The following is a 22,431-nucleotide window of genomic DNA, read 5'->3' on the forward strand; positions in this document are numbered from 1 at the left end:
TCACACTAGAGGGGGCGTGGGCCGTTCACGCCACGAAGGGCTTGAACGCCACGCCCAGACCCTGCATGTCTTCGGGTTCGCCGACCAGGTCGGAGCGGAGCAGGGGGCGCGAGTCGATCCACTTCTTGCTGACCACCAGGTCGAGACGGTCGCCGTTGGCGGTCAGGTCCAGGCGCGGGATGGCCTCCGCATCATGCGAGCGGTGCAGCAGCACCGCCAGCCGCAGCAGCGCGGCCTTGCGCTTGGCGCTCAGCAGCAGGCGGTCGGGCAGGGCATCGAAGGCCGTCTTGGGTACGCCGCGGCGGTGGGTGCGGACCAGTGCGGACAACACCTGCTGCTCCTGGCGCGAGAAGCCCTCGATATCGGAATGCTCCAGCAGGTAGGCGCCGTGCACGTGGTACTGGCTGTGTGCGATGGCCAGGCCGATCTCATGCAGGCGCGCGGCCCAGCCGAGCATCCGCGCATCGTCGTCGTCCAGGCTCCAGCGCTGTTCCACCTGCTCGAACAGGCGCATCGCGGTGGCTTCCACGCGCGCGGCCTGGAATTCGTCGATGCCGTAGCGCTGCATCAGCGCCGCCGTGGAAAGATCGCGCGGATCGTTGTCGCTGCCGCGGCCCAGCATGTCGAACAGGATGCCTTCGCGCATGGCGGCCTTGCTGACCATCAGGCGCTGCAGTCCCAACGCCTCGAACGCCGCCTCCAGCACCAGCACGCCGCCGGCGATGATCGGCCGACGGTCACTGGACAGGCCGGGCAGGTCGATGTCTTCGATGCGGTCGGCCTGCAACAGGCGGTCGCGCACCTGTGGCAGGGCCTCGGCGGTCACCGCGCCCTTGGTCAGCTTCATCGCCGCGCAGATGTCGCCGATGGCCTTGTTGGTGCCGGACGAGCCGATGGCTTCCTGCCAGCCCAGGTTGCGGTACAGGCCGGCGAACTGCTGGAACTCGGCGCCGATTTCGGTCAGGGCTTCCTTCCAGCGCTTGCGCGACAGCTTGCCGCCGGGAAAGAAGCGTCGCGTGCTGGCGATGCAGCCCGCCTGCAGGCTTTCGCGTTCCAGCGTCTCGAAGCCGCGGCCGATGATGAATTCCGTCGAGCCGCCGCCGATGTCGATCACCAGCCGGCGCTGATTGGACTTCGGCGGCTGCGCGTGCGCGACGCCAAGGTAGATGAGGCGCGCTTCTTCGCGGCCCGAGACCACTTCGATGGGTTTGCCGAGCGCGGCTTCCGCGGCGACCAGGAAATCCTGCGGGTCGCGCAGTTGCCGCACGGTATTGGTGGCCAGTGCACGCACGCGCGTGCCGGGGATGTCGCGGATGCGCTGGCCGAAACGCGACAGGCAGTCGAGGGCGCGCTGGCGGGCCGCAGCGGACAGTCCGCCCTTGCCATCCAGGCCATCCGCCATCCGCACGGTCTCGCGCAGCCGGTCCACCACGCGCAGCTGTCCCAGCAGTGATCGCGCGACCACCATGTGGAAGCTGTTGGAACCCAGGTCGATCGCGGCCAGCAGGTCCCCGTCCTGGAGCGGCGGGGAGGTGGAAGAGGTCAGGGGCGCCATGCGATCAGTTTAACGGGTGCGGGCACGCAATGTGTCAGCGCGATGCTGCGACGCAGGGTCGCAGCGTCGCATCACACCTTCGCCAGCAGGGTGCCCTGCGCGGAGTGCGGCGCTTCCTCGCCCGGCGACAGCTTGAGGTAACTCCCGTCCGCCTGCAGTTCCCACGCATTGCAGTTGTCGTCCAGGTAATTCTGCAGGCCATCCTTGAACACGCGCGCGGCGAGCTCCTTGTCGAGGATCGGGAAGCAGGTCTCCACCCGGTGCAGCAGGTTGCGCTCCAGCCAGTCGGCGCTGGCGCAATACAGTTCGGGCGCGCCGTCGTTGCCGAACCAGTAGATGCGGCTGTGCTCGAGGAAGCGCCCGACGATGGAGCGCACGCGGATGTTGTCCGAAATGCCGGGCACGCCAGGACGCAGGGCACACGCACCGCGCACGATCAGGTCGATCCGCACGCCCGCCTGCGATGCGGCATACAGGGCGCGGATGATGCGGGGTTCGTTGATCGCATTGATCTTGGCGATGATGCGGGCGGGCTTGCCGGCCCGGGCCAGCTTCGCCTCGCGTTCGATCTTCCTGATCAGCCCCGGGTGCAGGGTGAACGGCGACTGCAGCAGGCGTTTGAGCTTGGTGGTGGGGGCGAGGCCCGACAGCTGCTGGAACAGCAGGTGCACGTCGCTGCCGATGTCCGGGTCGCTGGTGAGCAGGCCGATGTCGGTATACGCGCGCGCCGTGCCGCTGTGGTAGTTGCCTGTGCCCAGGTGCACGTATCGGCGCAGCTTGCGGCCTTCGCGACGCACGATCAGCAGCATCTTGGCGTGGGTCTTGTAGCCCACCACGCCATAGACGACCTGCGCGCCGGCTTCCTGCAGCTTGTCCGCGACGCCGAGGTTGGCGTCCTCGTCGAAGCGCGCGCGCAGTTCGACCACGACGGTGACGTCCTTGCCGTTGCGCGCGGCCTGCACCAGTGCCTCGACGAGCGCCGAGTCCTTGCCGGTGCGGTACAGCGTCTGCTTGATGGCCAGCACCTCCGGATCGACAGCGGCCTGCTTGACCACCTCGAGCACGGCCGCGAACGAATCGAACGGATGGTGCAGCAGCACGTCGCCGTCGGCCACCTTCTCGAAGATCGCATCGCTGTCGCGCAGCGTGCGCGGGGTGAACGCGGGGTACTTCAGTTCCGGACGCTGCACCAGGTCGTAGACCTGGATCACGCGATTGAGGTTGACCGGCCCGTTGATCGGGTACACCGCGTTGTCGGGCAGGGCGAAGTTCTGCAGCAGCTGCCGCACGATGGGCTTGGGGCAGTCGTGCGCGATCTCCAGCCGCACGGCCGGCCGGTAGCCGCGACCGACCAGTTCATCGCGCAGCGCCAGCGCCAGGTTCTCCACTTCCTCTTCGTCGACCACGACTTCGGAGTTGCGGGTCACGCGGAACTGGTAGGAGCCCTTGACCTCCATGCCGGGGAACAGTTCGTCCACGAACACCGACAGCACCGACGAAAGCAGCACGAAATCGTTCTCGCCACCGGACACGCGCTGCGGCAGGTGGATGATGCGCGGCAGCGAGCGCGGCGCGCGCACGATGGCCAGGTGGCCGGCGCGGCCGAACGCATCCTTGCCCTTCAGCACCACCACGATGTTGAGCGACTTGTTGAGGATCTTGGGGAAGGGGTGCGCCGGGTCCAGGCCCAGCGGCGACAGCACCGGCATGATCTCGTTGCGGAAGTAGGCGCGCAGCCAGCGTTTCTGGCGCGCGTTCCAGCTGTCGCGACCGAACACGCGCACGCCGGCTTCGGCCAGGCCGGGGCGCAGCACGTCGTTCCAGCACTTGTACTGGGCATCCACCAGCTCGGCGGCGCGGTCGTGGATCTTGTTGAGCACGGTGGCCGGACTCATGCCATCGGCGCCGGGGGGCAGGCCGAAGTCCAGCGCATGCCGCACGGTGGCCGCGCGGATCTCGAAGAACTCGTCCAGGTTGGTGCATGAGATGCACAGGAAGCGCAGGCGCTCCAACAGTGGCACCGACGGATCCTGCGCCTGCGCCAGGACGCGGAAGTTGAAGTCCAGCTGCGACAGTTCGCGGTTGAGGTACAGCGAGGGGTCGCGCAGTGCGTCTTCGCCGGTCGCGGGGGCGGGCGTCGTATCCAGGGCGGCGTTCATGCGGTCTGGCTGTCCGTGATGATGGGGTGGGGGGCGTCGAGGCGTGGCTCCACGCGTTCGGCGCCGAAGTGCACGGAGAACGTGCTGCCTTGGCCGACCTCGCTCTCGATCTCCAGGCGCGCCTGATGCAGGTTGAGCACGTGCTTGACGATGGACAGGCCCAGGCCGGTGCCGCCGCTTTCGCGCGAGCGGCTGGTGGAGACGCGGTAGAAGCGTTCGGTGATGCGCGGCAGGTGCGAGGAGGGAATGCCGTAGCCGGTGTCGCGCACGCTGAGCATGGCGCCGTCGCCTTCGCGCGCGAAACGCACGGTGATGGTGCCGCCGGCAGGCGTGTAGCGCACCGCATTGCTGACCAGGTTGGAGAACGCGCTGTGCAGTTCCTTGTTGGAGCCGGACAGGTCCAGGGGCGCTTCGTCCTGGATGACGATCGTGTGGCGGCGCTGGCTGAGCGCTTCGGCTTCACGGCGCAGGGTGGCCAGCATGGGCGCCATCGCGACATTCTCGTCGGGCAGGCTGTCCTGCGCCTCGAGGCGCGAGAGCGTGAGCAGGTCTTCGACCAGCTGGGTCATCCGCTGCGATTGCTTCTGCATTTCGCTCAGCATCGGCGCCCAGTCTGGATACTCGGTGGGTTCCAGCATGTCCAGGTAGCCATGCACCACGGTCAGCGGCGTGCGCAGCTCGTGCGAGACATTGGCCACGAAGTCGCGGCGCATCTGCTCGAGCCGCAGCATCTTGCTGACATCGCGTGCGACCAGCAGCCAGTACTCGTCGGAATACGGGATCAGGCGCAGGTTGAGGCGCAGATTCGGATCGACCGGCGATGCTGCATCCAGCATCGGTTCGGCATTTCGGCCGGCGGCCAGCCAGTGCGACATCGGCAGCGGCTGCAGGCGATCACCGACCGGGGCGCCGATGTCCGTCGGGTACTGCAGACCGAGCAGGCTCGTGGCGGCCTTGTTGAACCACTGCACGCGCTGGCTGTTGCGTTCCACCACCACGACGGCATCCGGCAGGGCGGCGGCGGCGGCGCGATACGCGCGCAGCATGTCGAGCAGGCGGCGCTTGCGGGTACGCATTTCGGCCTGGCCACGGAACAGCAGGCGATCCAGCTCGTTCCACACCCCCCTGCCTTGCGCCGGCTCCAGTCGCTGGCGTGCGGTCAGGCGCAGCAGCACCTTGCGCAGGCGCCAGTAGTGCCACACGACCACGCCCAGCGCGGCGATGGTCACGATCGGCCACACCTGGCCAACCAGCAGGCCCACCACCACGGCCAGCGCCAGGATCAGCGCCAACTGGCCGAGCGTCTTGAACCAGGCGGAACGGATGTCATGGGGCATGGGGCGATTGTAGGCAGATGTGTATGACAGGAGGGATTGGGGGAGGGAAGGAAGCGGGAGTCCGGGAAGGGGTGCCGGCTCGCAATGCTGTTTGCGTCCGTCCTGTCGTTGTCATCCCGGTGCCCGCTGGGATCCATGTCGCTCCTGGCTCCGTTTGCGACATTCCAAGGCAAGAACGACGGCAAACGAAAAAGGGATCCCGGCGTGCGCCGCGATGACGGAAGGGAGTGGTGGTCTTCCTCACATCCCCCCAGCGAGGGGAATGGTGCATCTAGACCTCATGGCCGGACCTGCCGGAATCGTCACATCGAGGCCGAGAAGCGGTAACCGGAACCGCGCACGGTCTGCACCATGTTCTCCAGGCCGTGCGGTTCAAGCGTCTTGCGCAGGCGCCGGATATGCACGTCCACCGTGCGTTCCTCGACGTACACGCTGCCGCCCCAGACGTGGTCCAGCAGCTGCGTGCGCGAGTAGACGCGCTCGGGGTGGGTCATGAAGAAGTGCAGCAGGCGGTACTCGGTGGGTCCGATGGCGACCGGCGTGTCACCGGCGAACACGCGGTGGGCGGCGCCGTCGATACGCAGGTTGCCGACCGCGACGCTGCCGTCTTCGTCATCGTCGCGCGAGCGGCGCATTACCGCGCGGATGCGGGCCAGAAGTTCGCGTGCGGAGAATGGCTTGACCACGTAGTCGTCGACGCCGGCTTCCAGGCCGCCCACGCGATCGTTTTCTTCGCCACGGGCGGTGAGCATGATGATGGGCACGTCGCGGGTCATCGCGTCCTTGCGCCAGCGGCGGGCCAGTTCCAGCCCGCTGGTGCCGGGCAGCATCCAGTCCAGCAGGATCAGGTCCGGCACGCGGTCGGCGATGGCGTTCTGCGCCTCACGGGCGTCGCCGGCATGGATGGGCTCGTATTCGCCCTTGCGGAGGGCGAACGCCACCATGTCGCGGATGGCGGGCTCATCGTCAACGATCAGGATGTGCTTCTGCACGCAAAATCCGGGGGCGAGGGGGACCGTGCCAGTAGACGACAATTTTATGACGTTTACATGACACGCCGTCGGACTGTCACAAGGCGCGCCGGATGGGGGTCAACGGCGCTCGACGTCGGGGTCGCGGATGCCCTGGCGGCGCAGTTCGAGCACTTCCGGGGTGATGGTGGCGATGCGGGCATCGATCCTGGCGCGTGCGTAGAAATCCAGGTCGCCCTGGTTCTTGAGATTCTGCAGCTGGATCAATGCCTGCTCCGGCCGGCCATTCAGGTAGGCGGCCTCTGCGTAGGCTTCGCCGGCACGGGCGGTATCGCCCGCCAGTTCGTTGGCCCTGGCGAAATGCTGCTGGAACACCGGGTCGTCGCCCGCGCGCGCCATCAACGGGCGCAGGATGGCTTGCGAGCGCTGCCCGGCTTCGCGTCCCCCTTGCTCGTTCAACACCTTCGCATAGGTCAGGACCGCCGGGCGGTTCTGCGGAAGTCGTTGCAGCAAGGCGTCGAAGCGACGGTTCGCCGCCGCCGGATCGCCGGTGCGCGATTCCGCCTCGCCCAGTGCCAGCGTTATCCAGAGGTTGTCGGGATGTTCGTCGTCCAGGCGGCGCATTTCCGTCAACGCGGTTCTGCTGTCGCCGCCCTGCAGGTGGGCGATGGCCAGTCCGTAGCGCTGGGGTGCCGTCAACGGCTTGCCGGCCTGCCGGCGCAGCGTTTCGTACTCCCGTACGGCGGCAGAGGGCGTGCTGGCGCTGAGTGCCCGCAGGCGTTCGCGCGCCCAGTCGAACTGGCCGGTGTCGCCACGCTGGAAAACCTGGGAGGGCAGGGTCACAGGGATAGGCAGCAACGGGTTGTCGCTACGCGACTCCGGCAGCGTCACGCCTCGCCGGTCGAAGCGTTCAACGTGCTCGCCACCGGGAACGCGGGTGGTCGCGGTGATCTGGTCGCCACGCAACTGGTCGGCGCGCTGGCGGGCTTCGCTGATGCGCGTGGTGGTGACCGGGTGGGTCTGCAGGTAGTCCGGCACCTGTTCGCGCCCGCTGCCGCGGCTGGCGCGGGTGGCCTGCTGGAGTTTGGCGAAGAAGCCGGCCATGGCGTCGATGTCGTAGCCGGCGCGGGACAGGGTGCGGATGCCGACGCGGTCGGCCTCGGATTCGTTGGAGCGGGTGTAGTCGATCTGGCGCTGCTGCATCAGGCCCATGGCCGAAGCGATCGCCGCCTGGGAGGCATCGCCGCTGGAACTTCCGCCCGCCGCCTGGGCCAGCACGATGGCGCCCAGCATGCCCAGCAGGATCGGAACCTGGTCGCGTTGCGCCCGCTCCACGCCGCGCAGCACATGTTGCTGGGTCACATGGGCGATTTCGTGGGAGAGCACCGCCGCCATCTCGTCTTCGCGATCCGCCGTCAGCACCAGGCCGGCATTCATGCCGATGTAGCCGCCCAGCGTGGCGAAGGCATTGATCTGCCGGTCGCGCATCATGAAGAACGTGTACGCCTGCTGCGGGTTGTCGCTGTCGGCGCCCAGCCGGCTGCCCACGGTCTGCAGCCAGTCCGTGATCAGCGGGTCTTCCAGCAGGTACCCGTAGTTGCGGAGTTCGCGCAGCATCATGCCGCCGTACTCGGCCTGACGCGCCGGGGTGAGCAGTTCGCCCGCGGATGAGCCGATATCCGGCAGGCGGCTGTCCTGGGAGGCTGCCAGCGGCGCCGCGAGGGCCAGGGTCAGGGCAGTGGCAAGCAGGATGGGACGCAAACGGGAGCTCCGTGGCGGATAATGGGGGTCTCGATCAGGATGACGGGTCGCTGATCCGGGCGAGTGAATACGTGGTTAACCGGACCAGTACCGGTCCGCACTGTTCCATGTCGCCGGCTGTAACCCGACCCCGTCGACCCGATATTGGCTGGGACCACAGCACGTCCCTTTCGTTCCGGAGAACTCCCTTGAGCGACACCCCGCAAGGCGCCCCCGCCCCCGAGATCACCCTCTACAGTACCGCCATCTGCCCTTACTGCGTGGCGGCGAAGAACTTCCTCAAGAGCAAGGGCCAGACCTGGACGGAAGTACGCATCGACCTTGACGCGGACGCACGCGAGAAGATGATCGCCAAGGCCAGGCGCACCAGCGTGCCTCAGATATTCATCGGCGAAACCCATGTGGGCGGCTACGACGACATGATCGCGCTGCACCGTGCAGGCAAGCTGGAAGCCCTGCTCGCAGGGGAGGCGGCATGAGCGCGGCCGACGACAGCCAGGACCGCGTGAAGGCATTCACCGAGTTCCGGCAGCGGATGAACAAGCGCATCCTGGATGAACCCAACCAGGTCGTCCGCCGCTTCTTCGCCTTGGACACGCAGACCTACCAGGCAGGCGCGCTGGACGTGAAGACGAAGGAACTGCTGGGCCTGGTGGCTTCGATGGTGCTGCGTTGCGACGACTGCATCAGCTACCACGTCGCCCAGTGCAAGGAGGCCGGCGTCACGCGCGAGGAATTCTTCGAGACGTTCTCGGTGGGCCTGGTGGTGGGCGGCTCCATCGTCATCCCGCACCTGCGCCGGGCGGTGGATTTCCTCGACCAGCTGGAAGGCGGGCAGGCTGACGCGCCGTCGGCGCACGACCACTGAGGCTGGGGCAGGGACAGGGCACAGGCTCCCTGAGTACCTCGGCTGCCTTCGTGCAGTCCGTTCATCCCAATCCCGTCATCCCGGCGCACGCTGGGATCCGACTGGATCTCGACAATGCCTCCGACCATCGTCGATTTGGGCCCCCGAGGGGGCCTCGGGCATAATGGCGCGCACAGATCTTCCCCTCTACGTCCGCGCCGGCCCCCGGCCAGCGCGCGCCCCTGTTCGGAAACACCACTCAAATGACTCAGACGATTACGGTCATCCGCGGCGACGGTATCGGCCCGGAGATCATGGACGCCACCCTGCACGTGCTCGACGTGATGAAGGTCGGCCTGACCTACGAAGAAGCCGATGCCGGCCTGGTCGCGCTGGAAAAGCACGGCGACCTGCTGCCGCAGGCCACCCTGGATTCGATCCGCAAGAACGGCGTGGCGTTGAAGAGCCCGCTGACCACGCCGGTGGGCGAGGGCTTCAGCTCGATCAATGTCGCGCTGCGCCGCCATTTCGACCTGTACGCCAACGTGCGCCCGGCCAAGTCGTTCCCGAACACCAAGTCGCGCTTCCCGACCGGCGTCGACCTGATCACGGTGCGCGAGAACACCGAGGGCGCGTACATCGGTGAAGGCCAGTCGATCTCGGAAGACGGCGAAACCGCCCTGCTGACGCAGAAGATCACCCGCAAGGGTTCCGAGCGCATCGTGCGTTACGCCTACGACCTGGCCCGCAAGACCGGCCGCAAGAAGGTCACCATCGTCCACAAGGCCAACATCCTGAAGACCACCTCGGGCCTGTTCCTGAAGGTCGCGCGCGAAGTGGCCGCGCTGTACCCCGAGATCCAGACCAACGAGATGATCGTGGACAACACCTGCATGCAGCTGGTGATGCGTCCGGAGCAGTTCGACATCATCGTCACCACCAACCTGTTCGGCGACATCATTTCCGACCTGTGCGCCGGTCTGGTCGGCGGCCTGGGTCTGGCACCGGGTGCGAACATCGGCGTCGACGCCGCGATCTTCGAGGCCGTGCATGGCTCCGCGCCGGACATCGCCGGCAAGGGCGTGGCCAATCCCTGCGCGCTGCTGCTGGGCGCGGCCCAGATGCTGGACCACCTGGGCCAGCCGGAGAAGGCCGAGCGCCTGCGCGCGGCGATCATCGCCACGCTGGAAGCCAAGGATTCGCTGACCCCGGACCTGGGCGGCGAGGGCACCACCATGTCGTTCGCCAAGGCGATCGCCAGTCGCGTCTGAGCGGTTCCGCCAGGCGGGACGGGAACGGGACGCACAGCGTCCCGTTTTTGTTTGCGTATGTCCCATCCATGGGGTTGGACGCTAGGCTGGCGGCACGCACAATCCGCGGCCCCACGCAGAAGGCCCTGCCATGTCCGTCCGTCCCAGCGCGCTCGCGCTGACCCCGCTGCTGCTGTTCCTCGCGCTGTTCTTCGGCGCCGGCCTGTACTACACCGAACAGGGCGATGCGATGGGCTTCTACCGCCTGCACGCGCCGGTGGCGATCCTTCCCGCGATCGCACTGGGGCTGTGGATCGCGCACCGGGCCGGGATCAAGGCGATGGACACGCTGCTGCAGGGCATCGGCGACAGCAACATCATCCTGATGTGCTTGATCTTCCTGCTGGCAGGCGCCTTCGCCATGGTGACCAAGCAGATCGGTGCCGTCGATGCGGTGGTCGCTCTGGGCCTGGGCGCGCTGCCGCCCGCATTGATCCTGCCCGGGCTGTTCCTCGTGGCAGGCTTCCTGTCGCTGGCGGTGGGCACGTCGATGGGCACCATCGCCGCCGTCACGCCGATTGCGCTGGGCGTGTCCGATGCTGCCGGCATCGACCGCGCGCTGGTGGTGGGCGCCGTGCTGGGCGGCGCCACGTTCGGCGACAACCTGTCGGTGATCTCGGACACCGCGATCGCGGCGGCGCGAACGCAGGGCTGCACGGTGCGGGACAAATTCCGCGAAAACGTGAAGATCGCGCTGCCTGCCGCCCTGCTGACGCTGGTGGTGCTGGCGGTCGTGGGGGATGCGTCGCCCGTGGAGGCGTCCGAGCCGGTCTCCGCCTGGCTGGTGCTGCCGTACGTGCTGGTGCTGGCGCTTGCGATCACCGGTCTGGACGTACTGGTGGTGCTGGCCATCGGGCTGGTGGTGGCGGGCCTGTTCGGCGCGTGGTTCGGTCCGGCGGATTACACACTGCCGACATTCGCCGATGACATCTATGCCGGCTTCGAGGGCGTCGTGGAGATCACTCTGCTGGCCCTGTTCATCGGCGGACTCGGCGCGTTGATGAAGGCGAGCGGCGGGCTGGACTGGCTGGCACGGCAGATCACGCGCATCGCACGCGGCAATACCGGGCGCCGCACCGGCGAGTGGTGCATTGCCGCACTGGCCTCGCTGACGGACGTGTTCACCGCCAACAACACCGTGGCCATCCTGATCAGCGGTGGCGTGGCGCGCGACATCGCCGAACGCCACGACGTACCGCCTGCGCGCGCGGCCAGCGTGCTCGATATCTTCGTCTGCATCGTCCAGAGCCTGCTGCCGTACGGCGCTCAGATCCTGTTGGCCGCCTCGCTGGCGGGGCTGTCGCCGTTGGCCCTGATGGGCAAGGTGCACTATTGCTGGCTGCTGGCGGGCGTGACCGTGCTGTTCATGGTGTGGCCATCACGACGCCGCCGGCACGCGGCGCCGACGCCAGGGTGAAAAAGAAAGGGCGCCGAGGCGCCCTTTCTTTCGCGATCGTCGTGACGGTTCAGTCGCGCGATTGGAGCTTCGACAGCAGGCGCAGCAGTTCCAGGTACAGCCACACCAGCGTGACCATCAGGCCGAACGCGCCATACCACTCCATGTACTTCGGCGCGCCCTGCTCGACGCCGGTCTCGATGAAGTCGAAATCCAGCACCAGGTTCAGCGAGGCGATGACGACGACGAACAGGCTGAAGCCGATGCCGACCAGGCCGGACTCGTGGATCAGCGGGATCTTGATGCCGAAGAAGCCCAGCGCGATGCTCGCCAGGTAGACGAGTGCGATGCCGCCGGTGGCCGCCACCACGCCCAGCTTGAAGTTCTCCGTGGCCTTGATCAGGCCGCTGCGGTAGGCGAACAACAATGCGAACAGGATGCCGAAGGTCAGCATCACCGCCTGCATCACGATCCCGCCGAACTGCGCGTTGTACACCGCAGAGATCGCACCCAGGAAAAACCCTTCGACCAGCGCATACAGCGGCGCGGTGACGGGCGACCAGGTCTTCTTGAAGACGGTGATCAGTGCCAGCACCAGGCCACCGATGGCACCACCCCACATGTACACCGCGAAGCCGGGGGCGGGCAGGCCGTCCGGGCCGAGGGCCTGGTTCCACGAGAACGCCGCCGTCAGCACGGTCAGCAACAACAGGATGCCGGTCTTGTTGATGGTGCCGTTGAGCGTCATCGCCTCGCCGTCGCGCGAGACGACCGCTCCGCTGCCAAGGTCGAGGAAGGTGGATTCCTTCAATGCCGGATTGCCGCTGCGCATCATCGTTCCCTCATGTGGTTGCCGGACGTCTGTCCCCAGCGCCTGAGCATATCGCAAGCGAAGGAACATCAGGTTTCGTTTGACAGCAGGGCCGCAGGTTCAGACAATACGCGACCTCGTTGGCGTCCAGACGCCATGCCGGGACCCTCGTCGGGGTATAGCGCAGTCTGGTAGCGCATCTGCTTTGGGAGCAGAGGGTCGGGGGTTCGAATCCCTCTACCCCGACCAGTCTGATGCAGTGCCAGTGTGTTCCGGCATGACGGGGATGCGACAATCCGGACCGGGCGCCCGTAGCTCAACCGGATAGAGCACCGGCCTTCTAAGCCGGCGGTTACAGGTTCGAGTCCTGTCGGGCGCGCCACTTCCGGTGCGATCCGGAAGGATGCAGGTTTCAGTGGTGGCTGTAGCTCAGCTGGTTAGAGTACTGGATTGTGATTCCAGATGTCGGGGGTTCGAGTCCCCTCAGCCACCCCACTGATCGAGGATCTCCGCACTGCGGGGGTTCACAGAAAAAGAAGATGCGGTTACACTACGCAGCCAGTTTTTCGGGGCCGTTAGCTCAGTTGGTAGAGCAGTTGACTCTTAATCAATAGGTCCAAGGTTCGAATCCTTGACGGCCCACCAAACCCGAAAACGCCCGGCTCACGCCGGGCGTTTTTCTTTGCGTGACGATTCACCTTGGCGTGGGTCGGTGGATGCCGGCGGATAGTGTCGACAGTCGCCTGTCTTCTTCCGGCCCCGGCCGGCTCACGGGTACAATCGCCAGGCCTTGCGAAAGTGGCGGAATTGGTAGACGCACTGGATTTAGGTTCCAGCGGGTAACCCCCGTGAGGGTTCGAGTCCCTCCTTTCGCACCACGCCCCGCCGTAGGCCGGAAAGTACGGTCGTGAACATGCCAGGGCGGTGAGCGGGCTGCTTCGTGAGCGGGTGATCCCGGTGCGGGGCGCCGAAGAGGGCACGGCGCCATGCGTCCTGACGTACGCCGATGATGAGCCGGCGGCCATCCCTGCCGTTGGAAAACTCCTTGGTGAAGCTCCAGCGACGGGCCCCATCACGCTCGTCGAGGCCCCCGGGGCCGGGCGTGGCGCCGGAAGTCCTGTGCCTGGACCGGCCGTGCCTCCTCCCCGAAACGCCCGCCCCGCTGGCAGCCCGCCCCGGAATCAGCGAAACTATCAAGTTCCGCCGGGCGGGCCTTGCGCGCTTGCCCCAGGCGTCCCGGATTATCAACATCGCCCCGGCTGTGCCGTGGCCGCAGGAGTCAGTGAGTATGCAAGTTTCGGTCGAATCGGTCGGCAACCTCGAACGCCGCATGAGCTTCAGCCTGCCGGCTGAGCGCCTGGACACCCACATCGGCGGTCGCCTGCGCGAACTGTCGCGCACCGCGCGCATCAAGGGCTTCCGCCCCGGCAAGGTGCCGGCCAAGGTCATCGAGCAGCGTTATGGCGACCAGGTCCGCGCCGAGGCCCTCGATGGCCTGCTGCGTGAGACGTTCAACAATGCCGTGCGTGAACAGGAACTGCAGCTGGCCGGCAATCCGCGCATCGAGAAGCAGGGCGAGGGCGAACTGGATTTCGTGGCCACGTTCGAAGTTGTGCCGGACTTCGGCGACGTCGACGTCGCCAAGCTGACCGTGATCCGCCACGCCGCCGAAGTGACCGACGCCGACATCGACCAGATGGTCGACAACCTGCGCATGCAGCGGCGCACCTTCCAGGTCGTCGAACGCGGCGCAAAGGAAGGCGATCGCGTGGCGCTGGAGACCTGGTCGCAGGCCGGTGACGAGCGCATGCCGGCGGAGGGCATCGAGAAGGGTGCCACGCTGATCGGGTCGGGCGTGATGTTCGGCGAGATCGAGCAGGCGCTCGTGGGCCTGGCAAAGGGCGACGAAAAGACGGTGTCGGTCACTTTCCCCGCCGACTGGCGCGTGCCGCCGCTGGCCGGCAAGCAGGTCGACGTGCACGTCAAGGTCACCGAAGTGGCCGAGTCGGTGCTGCCTGAGGTGGACCGCGAGTTCATCCGCAGCTTCGGCGTGAAGAGCGGCGACGCCGAGCAGTTCCGGGCGGATATCCGCAGCAACCTGGAGCGCGAGCTCAAGGGCGCCCTGATGACCCGTCTGCGCCGCGAGGTCGGTGAGCAGCTGATCGCCGTCTACTCGCACGTGGAAATGCCGCCGCGCCTGGTCGAGAACGAGGCGCGCGTGATGGTCCAGCAGGCGGCCGAGCAGGCCCGCCGCCAGGGCCAGCAGGTGCAGGTCCCCGACAACGCCTACGAGGGCTTCCTGGATGCGGCGCGCAAGCGCGTGCTGGTTGGCCTGCTGGTGGGCGAGGTGGCCCGCCGCAACCAGCTGCGCCTGGACTCCAAGCGCCTGAACGAGACGTTGCGTCTGATCGCCTCGACCTACGAGGAGCCGGAGCAGGTCATTGAGTTGTACCGCAACGATCCCCAACTGATGAACAGTCTGCAGGGTCGTGTAATGGAAGAGCAGGTGATCGACTGGATCGCCGAGCGCGCCCAGCACACCGAGCAGACGCTTTCCTTCCAGGAAGCCATCCGCAACTGAGCCGGGCACCCGTCCGGACAGAAGGTCCGGCTATCCTAGGCCGGACCTTCCCACGAACGACAGGCGCGAGAACCGAATGAGCATCCAAACCCAAGCCCTAAACCTGGTGCCGATGGTGGTCGAACAGACCAGCCGCGGCGAGCGCGCCTACGACATCTATTCCCGCCTTCTGAAGGAACGCGTCATCTTTCTGGTCGGCGGCGTGGACGACCACGTGGCGAACGTCATCGTGGCCCAGATGCTCTTCCTCGAAGCGGAAAATCCCGAGAAGGACATCAGCCTGTACATCAACTCGCCGGGCGGCGTGGTGACGGCGGGCATGGCGATCTACGACACCATGCAGTACATCAAGCCTGACGTCAGCACCATCTGCGTGGGCCAGGCGGCCAGCATGGGTGCGCTGCTGTTGGCATCCGGCGCTAAGGGCAAGCGGTATGCGCTGCCGAACTCGCGCGTGATGATCCACCAGCCGCTGGGCGGCTTCCAGGGCCAGGCTACGGACATCGACATCCATGCCCGCGAGATCCTGACCCTGCGTGCCCGGTTGAATGAAATCCTGGCCAAGCACACCGGGCAGTCGCTGGAGACGATCGAGCGCGACACGGAGCGCGACAACTTCAAGAGCGCGGCCGATGCCCAGGCCTACGGACTGGTCGACCAGGTGCTGGAACGTCGCCCCGACGACTCCATCCAGTCGGCCTGATACCCCGGATTGCCCGCTTTTACGGCACGAATCCCCCTGTTCACGGACCCGGCTGACACGCCGGGGCCGTGTGCTATTCTCCGACCGCAAGCCCCCGAGGGCAGGTTGAGCGACCGAGTATTACCAGCATGAGCGAAGATCGTCAGGGCCGTTCCGGCGACAGCACCAAAATCCTGTACTGCTCGTTCTGCGGCAAGAGCCAGCACGAGGTGCGCAAGCTGATCGCGGGTCCCAGCGTGTTCATCTGCGATGAATGCGTGGAGCTGTGCAACGACATCATCCGCGAGGAGCTGGAGGAGAAGGCGCAGTCGGCCCGTAGCCACCTGCCCAAGCCGCGCGAGATCCTCGAAGTCCTGGATCAGTACGTGATCGGCCAGAACCGTGCCAAGCGCACGCTGGCGGTGGCGGTCTACAACCATTACAAGCGCATCGAGAGCCGCAGCAAGAACGATGAGGTCGAACTGGCCAAGTCGAACATCCTGCTGGCCGGCCCGACCGGTTCGGGCAAGACGCTGCTGGCCGAGACGCTGGCGCGTCTGCTCAACGTGCCGTTCACCATCGCCGACGCCACCACGCTGACCGAGGCCGGTTACGTGGGCGAGGACGTGGAGAACATCATCCAGAAGCTGCTGCAGAAGTGCGACTACGACGTCGATAAGGCGCAGCAGGGCATTGTGTACATCGACGAGATCGACAAGATCTCGCGCAAGAGCGAGAACCCGTCGATCACCCGAGACGTCTCGGGTGAGGGCGTGCAGCAGGCGCTGCTCAAGCTGATCGAGGGCACGGTCGCCAGCGTGCCGCCGCAGGGCGGGCGCAAGCATCCGCAGCAGGAATTCCTGCAGGTCGACACCAAGAACATCCTGTTCATCTGCGGGGGCGCGTTCGCCGGCCTGGACAAGATCATCCAGCAGCGCAGCACCGAGGCCGGCGGCATCGGGTTCGGCGCCAAGGTGAAGAGTTCCGAGAAGAAGTCGGAAATCGGCAAGGTGCTGTCGGAGGTCGAGCCGGAAGACCTGATCAAGTTCGGCCTGATTCCCGAGTTCGTGGGCCGCCTGCCGGTGGTCGCGACGCTGGAGGAACTGGACGAGACCGCGCTGGTCAAGATCCTGACCGAGCCGAAGAACGCCATCACCAAGCAGTTCAAGAAGCTGTTCGAAATGGAAGGCGTGGAACTGGAGTTCCGCGCGGACGCCCTGTCTGCCATCGCCCGCAAGGCGCTCAAGCGCAAGACCGGTGCCCGAGGCTTGCGTACCATCGTCGAATCGGTGCTGCTGGATACGATGTACGAACTGCCTTCGCTGGAAAACGTCAGCAAGGTGGTCGTGGACGAGTCCGTCATCGAGCACAAGTCCGAGCCGTATCTGATCTACCAGAATCCGCCCGCACCGAAGGTCGCGGCGGCCGAGTGATCGGCCCCGTGATGCGGTCGACGACAGGCGCCCTCGTGGCGCCTGTTCATTTTTCGCGAGTCGATTCCAACCCACTGCTTTTGTTGCGGTTTCAGGCCCGCTATTGCATCCCGATGCCGATGGCCCCATAACGGCCCCATTGGTGTTTCGACACCCCCGTATTCCGCACTTCGCTGGAGCCCCCATGCCCCGCCATCCCCAGACTGAAACCCTCGACCTGCCGGTCCTGCCGCTACGCGACGTGGTGGTGTTTCCGCACATGGTCATCCCGCTGTTCGTCGGGCGCGACAAATCCATGCGTGCGCTGGAACAGGCGATGGAGGCCGACAAACGCATCATCCTGCTCGCGCAGAAGTCCGCGGAAACCGACGATCCCGCTGCCGCCGACCTGTACACGGTCGGCACCCTGGCACAGGTGCTGCAATTGCTGAAGCTGCCCGACGGCACGATCAAGGTGCTGGTCGAAGGCACGTCGCGCATCAGCGTCTCCAACGTGGACGAACGCGATGGCGCGCTGTACGGGCAAGGCGAGGAGATCGACTCCACCGACGGGCGTGAGCCGCGCGAGATCGAGGCGGTTGCGCGTTCGCTGATGGGCCTGTTCGAGCAGTACGTGAAGACCAACCGCAAGCTGCCGCCCGAACTGCTGCAGACGCTGGCAGGCATCGACGAACCCAGTCGGCTGGCCGATACCATCGCCGCGCACCTGGGCGTCCGCCTCAGCGACAAGCAGCGTTTGCTGGAGACGATTGAAGTCGGTGAACGGCTCGAGCTGCTGGTCGGTTTCGTCGACGGCGAGATCGACGTGCAGCAACTGGAGAAGCGCATCCGCGGTCGCGTGAAGTCGCAGATGGAGAAGAGCCAGCGCGAGTACTACCTCAACGAACAGATGAAGGCCATCCAGAAGGAACTGGGCGAGCTCGACGAAGCGCCCAACGAACTGGAGGACCTGGCGCGACGGATCGCCGAGGCGGGCATGCCCAAGCCGGTGGAGACCAAGGCGCGCAACGAGCTCAACAAGCTCAAGCAGATGTCGCCGATGTCGGCGGAAGCCGCCGTCGTGCGCAACTACCTGGACTGGGTGCTGGGCGTGCCGTGGAACAAGCGCACCAAGGTCCGCAAGGACCTGAAGGTCGCACAGGACACCTTGGACGCCGACCACTACGGTCTGGAGAAGGTCAAGGAACGCATCCTCGAGTACCTCGCGGTGCAGTCGCGGGTGAAGAAGCTGCGCGGACCGATCCTGTGCCTCGTGGGGCCCCCGGGCGTGGGCAAGACCTCGCTTGGGCAGAGCATCGCGAAGGCGACGAACCGCAAGTTCGTCCGCATGTCGCTGGGTGGCGTGCGCGACGAGGCAGAGATCCGTGGACATCGCCGCACCTACGTGGGTTCGATGCCGGGCCGCATCGTGCAGAACCTCAACAAGACCGGCAGCAAGAATCCGTTGTTCGTGCTGGACGAGATCGACAAGATGTCGATGGACTTCCGCGGCGATCCCTCGTCGGCCCTGCTGGAGGTGCTCGATCCCGAGCAGAACAACGCATTCAACGATCATTACCTGGAAGTGGATCTTGATCTGTCCGAGGTGATGTTCGTCGCCACCTCCAATTCGTTGAACATTCCGGGTCCCTTGCTGGACCGCATGGAAGTGATCCGCATCCCGGGATACACCGAGGATGAGAAGGTCAACATCGCGCAGCGCTACCTTGTTCCGAAGCAGCTAAAGGCCAACGGCCTGAAGGCGGACGAGCTGAAGATCGCCGAAAGCGCGATCCGCGACCTGGTCCGCTACTACACCCGCGAGTCGGGCGTGCGCAACCTGGAGCGCGAAGTCGCCAAGATCTGCCGCAAGGTAGTGAAGGAGATCGCACTGGGCGGCGCCAAGGCGCTGGCAAAGAAGAAGACGGCGAAGGCGGCCACCGTGCAGGTCGGCTCGAAGAACCTGGAGAAGTATTCCGGCGTGCGTCGCTACGATTTCGGGCGCGCGGAGGAGCAGAGCGAGGTCGGTCTGGTGACCGGTCTGGCGTGGACCGAAGTCGGTGGCGATCTGCTGCAGATCGAGGTTGCGCTGGTGCCCGGCAAGGGCGGCATGATGCTGACCGGCCAGCTGGGCGACGTGATGAAGGAGTCCGGTTCCGCCGCCTTGTCGGTGGTGCGCAGTCGTGCGGCCAGCCTGGGTGTGGATGCGGAATTCCTGCAGAAGCACGACGTGCACCTGCACGTGCCGGATGGCGCCACGCCGAAGGACGGACCCAGCGCCGGCATCGCGATGGCGACCGCGCTGGTGTCTGCGCTGACGAAGAATCCGGTTCGCGCCAACGTCGCCATGACCGGCGAGATCACGCTGCGGGGACGTGTCACCGCGATCGGTGGGCTGAAGGAAAAGTTGCTCGCAGCCCTGCGTGGCGGCATCACCACCGTGATCATTCCTGACGAGAACAAGAAGGACCTCGCGGATATCCCCGCCAACGTCACAGAGGGCATGAAGATCGTGCCGGTGAAGTGGATCGACGAAGTGCTGGACTTGGCGCTGGAACGTCCGCTGGCCCCGATACCCGCCGATGGTGGAGGCGAGCGCACGGTGCCGACGGCGGAGAAGGAAAGCGACAAAGGGTCGCAACAACCGGGCGTGAAGCATTGAACGATGTGACGGATGGCGGCTGGAATCGCCCCGAAACCCGCGTCATTGCTGGGTTTTCGGCTTGCGTGGCATTTTTTGCACTGGTATAACGGCGTCACCCGCGCACACGGGGCGACGCCTCACTGTGCGTGGATATAACGACCGGTTCCCGTGAGGCGAGCGAGCCCAGAGGTCCCGGTTACTCATTCCGCGGTTGTGCCGCAAAGGGAGTTACTCAATGAACAAAACCGAATTGATTGATGCCGTCGCCGACGAAGCCGAAGTGTCCAAGGCCGAAGCTGGCCGTGCGGTCGACGCCGTCATCTCCAGCATCACCAAGGCCCTCAAGAAGGGCGACACCGTGACGCTGGTCGGCTTCGGCACCTTCCAGGTCCGCAAGCGCGCAGCGCGCACGGGCCGCAACCCGAAGACCGGCGATACCATCAAGATCAAGGCTTCCAAGAACCCGGCCTTCAAGGCTGGCAAAGCCCTGAAGGATGCCGTAAACTAATCGACTCGCTGCCGATGGCAGGGTGCGTGATGCACCTGGGGTGCTTAGCTCAGCGGTAGAGCGTCTCCCTTACACGGAGAGGGTCGGGGGTTCGAAACCCTCAGCACCCACCACCTCGGGGCGATGCAAGGTTAAAAAATTTGCAGGACGGTCTAGCGGAAACCGCGTAAATCGTCTTACAATGTTTGTCTCAGCGCGGAGTGGTAGTTCAGTCGGTTAGAATGCTGGCCTGTCACGCCGGAGGTCGCGGGTTCGAGTCCCGTCCACTCCGCCATTACACCCGGAAAGCCCGCGAAAGCGGGCTTTCTGCTTTCTGTACGTGTCACGCCGCAGTGTGGCCGGGAAGCTGCTCCCCGGCGGCGGGATCCGCCAGGTGGCGAGACGCCGTTGTCCCGGCACGCTAAACTTCGCGGCTGAAAGAATCCGAGCCCCGTGCACACATGCTGCAGAAACTCCGCGACAAAACTTCCGGCTGGGTCGCCAGCCTGATCCTGGGTCTGCTGATCATTCCGTTCGCCTTCGTCGGCGTGAACGAGTACATGACCGGTGGCACCGCCAGCGACGTTGCCCTGGTCGAAGCGCCGCCGACGTGGTGGGAGTCGGCACCCCAATGGTGGCCGGCTTCGATGCTGTGGCAGCGCGAGGAAGTCACCCAGGATGAATTCCGTGCCGCATTCGAGCAGGCGCGCCAACAGCAGCGACAGGCGCAGGGTGAGGCGTTCGATCCGCGCGAGTTCGAGAGTGTCGACAACAAGCGCAAGGTGCTCGAGCAACTGATCGACCAGAAGGTGCTGGCGCTGGCGTCCAAGCGCGCCGGTATCGTCGTGGGCGATGCAGCCGTGCAGAAGATGATCCTGAGCGAGCCCGCGTTCCAGATCGACGGCAAGTTCAGCCAGGAGCAGTACCAGATGCTGCTGTCGTCGCAGATACCTGCGATCTCCCCGCTGAAGTTCCAGGAAGACCAGCGCGAACGGCTGCGCATGATGCTGGTGCCCCAGGCGATCAGCGATTCCGATTTCGTCACCGAGGGCGAACAGGAGCGCATGTGGAAGCTGCTGGGCGAAACGCGCGACATTGGCATTGCCCTGTTGCCGCCGGCCGCGGAGGACGCCACGCCCGTCAGCGATGCGGATATCAAGGCCTGGTACGACGGGCACAAGGACGACTTCAAGCAGCCGGAGCAGGTCTCGCTGGAGTATCTGGAAATCAATGGTGCCGCGCTGCCGGTCACCGCCACCGCCGACGAGGCTGCGTTGCGCAAGCGCTACGACGCCGAGAAGTCGCGTTTCGTTTCGCCCGAGCAGCGCGTGGTCGCCCACATCCTGATCGCGGCTGACGCGAACGCCGATGCCGCCACGCAGAAGAAGGCGGAAGAAAAAGCCGCTGCGCTGGCCAAGCAGGCGCGTGAGGGCGCCGACTTCGCGGCACTGGCGCGCGCCAATTCGGAAGACCCGGGCTCGAAGGACATGGGGGGCGAGCTGCCGCCGTTCGCGAAAGACGGCTCGATGGTGAAACCCTTCGAGGACGCCGCGTTCGCCATGCAGGCCGGTGAGATCCGTGGGCCGGTGAAGAGCGACTTCGGTTACCACGTGCTGCAGTTGAAGCAGGTCACGGGCGGTACCGGCCGCAGCTTCGAGGAGGTGCGCGAGGAACTGGCGGCGGAAGAAGCCAGCGGCGAGCGCGATCGCGCGTTCAACGACCTGGCGGGCCGCGTGGTCAATGAAACCCTGAAGAATCCGACCGCGCTCGCCCCGGCGGCGCAGGCGACAGGGCTGCCGCTGCAGAAAGTCGGCCCGTTCTCCCGCACCGATCCCCTGGGCATCGCGACCGTACCGGCTGTGTTGCGTGCCGCCTTCTCGGACACGCTGGTCCAGGACGGCACCATCAGCGATCCGATCGAGATCGCGCCCAACCACAGCGTTGTCATCCGGGTCGCCCAGCACACGCCCGAACAGGCGTTGCCGATGGACAAGGCGCGCGACGCCGTCGTGCTCGCCATCCGTGCCGACCGCCGCGAGAAGGCGGCCCAGGCGGCTGCGGACGCGCTGGTCGCACGCGTGCAGAAGGGTGAGTCGCTCGCGACGATCGCTGCGGCCGATGGCCTGCGCTACAACGAGCTGCCCGGCCTGCGTCGGGGCATGCCGATGCCGACGGCCGAGGCGAACGAAGCGATCTTCGCGGCGGCGCGCCCGGCGGAAGGCAAGGCGACGGCTGGCAAGGTGGCGCTGGGTGATGGCGCTTACGCCATCTTCACCGTCAACAAGGTGACGGAGGGTGCGATTGCCGACATGCCGCCCGAAGAGCGCGCGACGATGCAGCAGCAGATGACGCAGTTGAACGGCGGCGTAGCGACACAGGCGTACGTCGATGCACTGCGCAAGCGTTTCAAGGTCGAAGTGTTCGAAGACCGGCTCTGAGCCGGGCACCCCTCGCGACATGAAGAATCCCGCCGAATGG

16 protein-coding genes and 7 tRNA genes are annotated in these 22,431 nt (G+C 65.9%); 17 read left to right on the plus strand and 6 right to left on the minus strand.

Annotation, left to right across the window (positions count from 1 at the left end):
- Positions 1-25: 25 nt before the first annotated feature.
- The 5 genes from ppx to IB223_RS06115 all read right to left on the minus strand — a co-directional run bounded on the left by ppx (position 26) and on the right by IB223_RS06115 (position 7,783).
- Positions 26-1,555 (minus strand): exopolyphosphatase, encoded by a 1,530-nt coding sequence (gene ppx, locus IB223_RS06095; RefSeq protein ID WP_337730157.1) that lies wholly within the window; start codon positions 1,553-1,555, stop codon positions 26-28.
- 71 nt (positions 1,556-1,626) lie between these two features.
- Positions 1,627-3,714: a polyphosphate kinase 1 gene (ppk1, locus tag IB223_RS06100; RefSeq protein ID WP_192200738.1), complete on the minus strand. Its 2,088-nt coding sequence runs from the start codon at positions 3,712-3,714 to the stop codon at positions 1,627-1,629.
- Positions 3,711-5,051 (minus strand): phosphate regulon sensor histidine kinase PhoR, encoded by a 1,341-nt coding sequence (gene phoR / locus IB223_RS06105; RefSeq protein ID WP_192200739.1) that lies wholly within the window; start codon positions 5,049-5,051, stop codon positions 3,711-3,713. The genes ppk1 and phoR overlap by 4 nt, the downstream gene beginning before the upstream one ends.
- Before the next feature lie 302 nt (positions 5,052-5,353).
- On the minus strand, positions 5,354-6,043 hold the full coding sequence (phoB, locus tag IB223_RS06110; RefSeq protein ID WP_142123972.1) for a phosphate regulon transcriptional regulator PhoB: 690 nt from the start codon (positions 6,041-6,043) through the stop codon (positions 5,354-5,356).
- A 99-nt stretch (positions 6,044-6,142) separates the two neighbouring features.
- A complete protein-coding gene (locus IB223_RS06115; protein ID WP_192200740.1) occupies positions 6,143-7,783 on the minus strand; it encodes a M48 family metalloprotease in 1,641 nt (546 codons plus the stop codon).
- A 188-nt stretch (positions 7,784-7,971) separates the two neighbouring features.
- Between IB223_RS06115 and grxC the strand changes: the two genes are divergently transcribed.
- From grxC to IB223_RS06135, 4 genes are all read left to right on the plus strand, one after another.
- Positions 7,972-8,262, plus strand: coding sequence for a glutaredoxin 3 (gene grxC / locus IB223_RS06120; RefSeq protein ID WP_225590822.1), 291 nt, complete (start codon positions 7,972-7,974; stop codon positions 8,260-8,262).
- Positions 8,259-8,651: a carboxymuconolactone decarboxylase family protein gene (locus IB223_RS06125; RefSeq protein ID WP_192200742.1), complete on the plus strand. Its 393-nt coding sequence runs from the start codon at positions 8,259-8,261 to the stop codon at positions 8,649-8,651. The genes grxC and IB223_RS06125 overlap by 4 nt, the downstream gene beginning before the upstream one ends.
- Positions 8,652-8,893: 242 nt before the next feature.
- A complete protein-coding gene (locus tag IB223_RS06130; protein WP_055941972.1) occupies positions 8,894-9,901 on the plus strand; it encodes an isocitrate dehydrogenase in 1,008 nt (335 codons plus the stop codon).
- 130 nt (positions 9,902-10,031) lie between these two features.
- Positions 10,032-11,357, plus strand: coding sequence for a Na+/H+ antiporter NhaC family protein (locus tag IB223_RS06135; protein ID WP_192200743.1), 1,326 nt, complete (start codon positions 10,032-10,034; stop codon positions 11,355-11,357).
- 49 nt (positions 11,358-11,406) lie between these two features.
- Here the strand turns inward: IB223_RS06135 and IB223_RS06140 are convergent, their stop codons facing one another.
- Entirely contained in the window at positions 11,407-12,168 is a 762-nt protein-coding gene (locus IB223_RS06140; protein WP_192201267.1) for a Bax inhibitor-1/YccA family protein, read from the minus strand.
- Positions 12,169-12,319: 151 nt separating this feature from the next.
- On the opposite strand from IB223_RS06140, the gene IB223_RS06145 reads away from it, so the two are divergent.
- The 13 genes from IB223_RS06145 (at position 12,320) to IB223_RS06205 (ending at position 22,391) form a co-directional block, all read left to right on the plus strand.
- Positions 12,320-12,396 (plus strand) — tRNA-Pro (locus tag IB223_RS06145).
- A gap of 56 nt (positions 12,397-12,452) precedes the next feature.
- Positions 12,453-12,529: transfer RNA gene (locus IB223_RS06150), tRNA-Arg, on the plus strand.
- Positions 12,530-12,565: 36 nt separating this feature from the next.
- Positions 12,566-12,642: transfer RNA gene (locus tag IB223_RS06155), tRNA-His, on the plus strand.
- 74 nt (positions 12,643-12,716) lie between these two features.
- Positions 12,717-12,792: transfer RNA gene (locus tag IB223_RS06160), tRNA-Lys, on the plus strand.
- 147 nt (positions 12,793-12,939) lie between these two features.
- A tRNA-Leu gene (locus IB223_RS06165) sits at positions 12,940-13,025 on the plus strand.
- A 410-nt stretch (positions 13,026-13,435) separates the two neighbouring features.
- Positions 13,436-14,728 carry a trigger factor gene (gene tig, locus IB223_RS06170; RefSeq protein WP_192200744.1) on the plus strand — a complete coding sequence of 431 codons (1,293 nt, stop codon included), beginning with the start codon at positions 13,436-13,438 and terminating at the stop codon, positions 14,726-14,728.
- Positions 14,729-14,804: 76 nt separating this feature from the next.
- A complete protein-coding gene (gene clpP / locus IB223_RS06175; protein WP_142123980.1) occupies positions 14,805-15,431 on the plus strand; it encodes an ATP-dependent Clp endopeptidase proteolytic subunit ClpP in 627 nt (208 codons plus the stop codon).
- Positions 15,432-15,559: 128 nt separating this feature from the next.
- A complete protein-coding gene (gene clpX / locus IB223_RS06180) occupies positions 15,560-16,843 on the plus strand; it encodes an ATP-dependent Clp protease ATP-binding subunit ClpX (RefSeq protein WP_142123981.1) in 1,284 nt (427 codons plus the stop codon).
- Between the two features lie 184 nt (positions 16,844-17,027).
- Positions 17,028-19,484, plus strand: coding sequence for an endopeptidase La (lon, locus tag IB223_RS06185; RefSeq protein WP_192200745.1), 2,457 nt, complete (start codon positions 17,028-17,030; stop codon positions 19,482-19,484).
- A gap of 184 nt (positions 19,485-19,668) precedes the next feature.
- Positions 19,669-19,974, plus strand: coding sequence for an HU family DNA-binding protein (locus IB223_RS06190; protein ID WP_343227171.1), 306 nt, complete (start codon positions 19,669-19,671; stop codon positions 19,972-19,974).
- 38 nt (positions 19,975-20,012) lie between these two features.
- Positions 20,013-20,087 (plus strand) — tRNA-Val (locus tag IB223_RS06195).
- 84 nt (positions 20,088-20,171) lie between these two features.
- A tRNA-Asp gene (locus IB223_RS06200) sits at positions 20,172-20,248 on the plus strand.
- Positions 20,249-20,414: 166 nt separating this feature from the next.
- Positions 20,415-22,391, plus strand: coding sequence for a peptidyl-prolyl cis-trans isomerase (locus IB223_RS06205; RefSeq protein ID WP_192200746.1), 1,977 nt, complete (start codon positions 20,415-20,417; stop codon positions 22,389-22,391).
- The last annotated feature ends 40 nt before the right edge of the window (positions 22,392-22,431 follow it).

This window comes from Pseudoxanthomonas sp. PXM03 (assembly GCF_014852005.1).
GTDB lineage: Bacteria > Pseudomonadota > Gammaproteobacteria > Xanthomonadales > Xanthomonadaceae > Pseudoxanthomonas_A.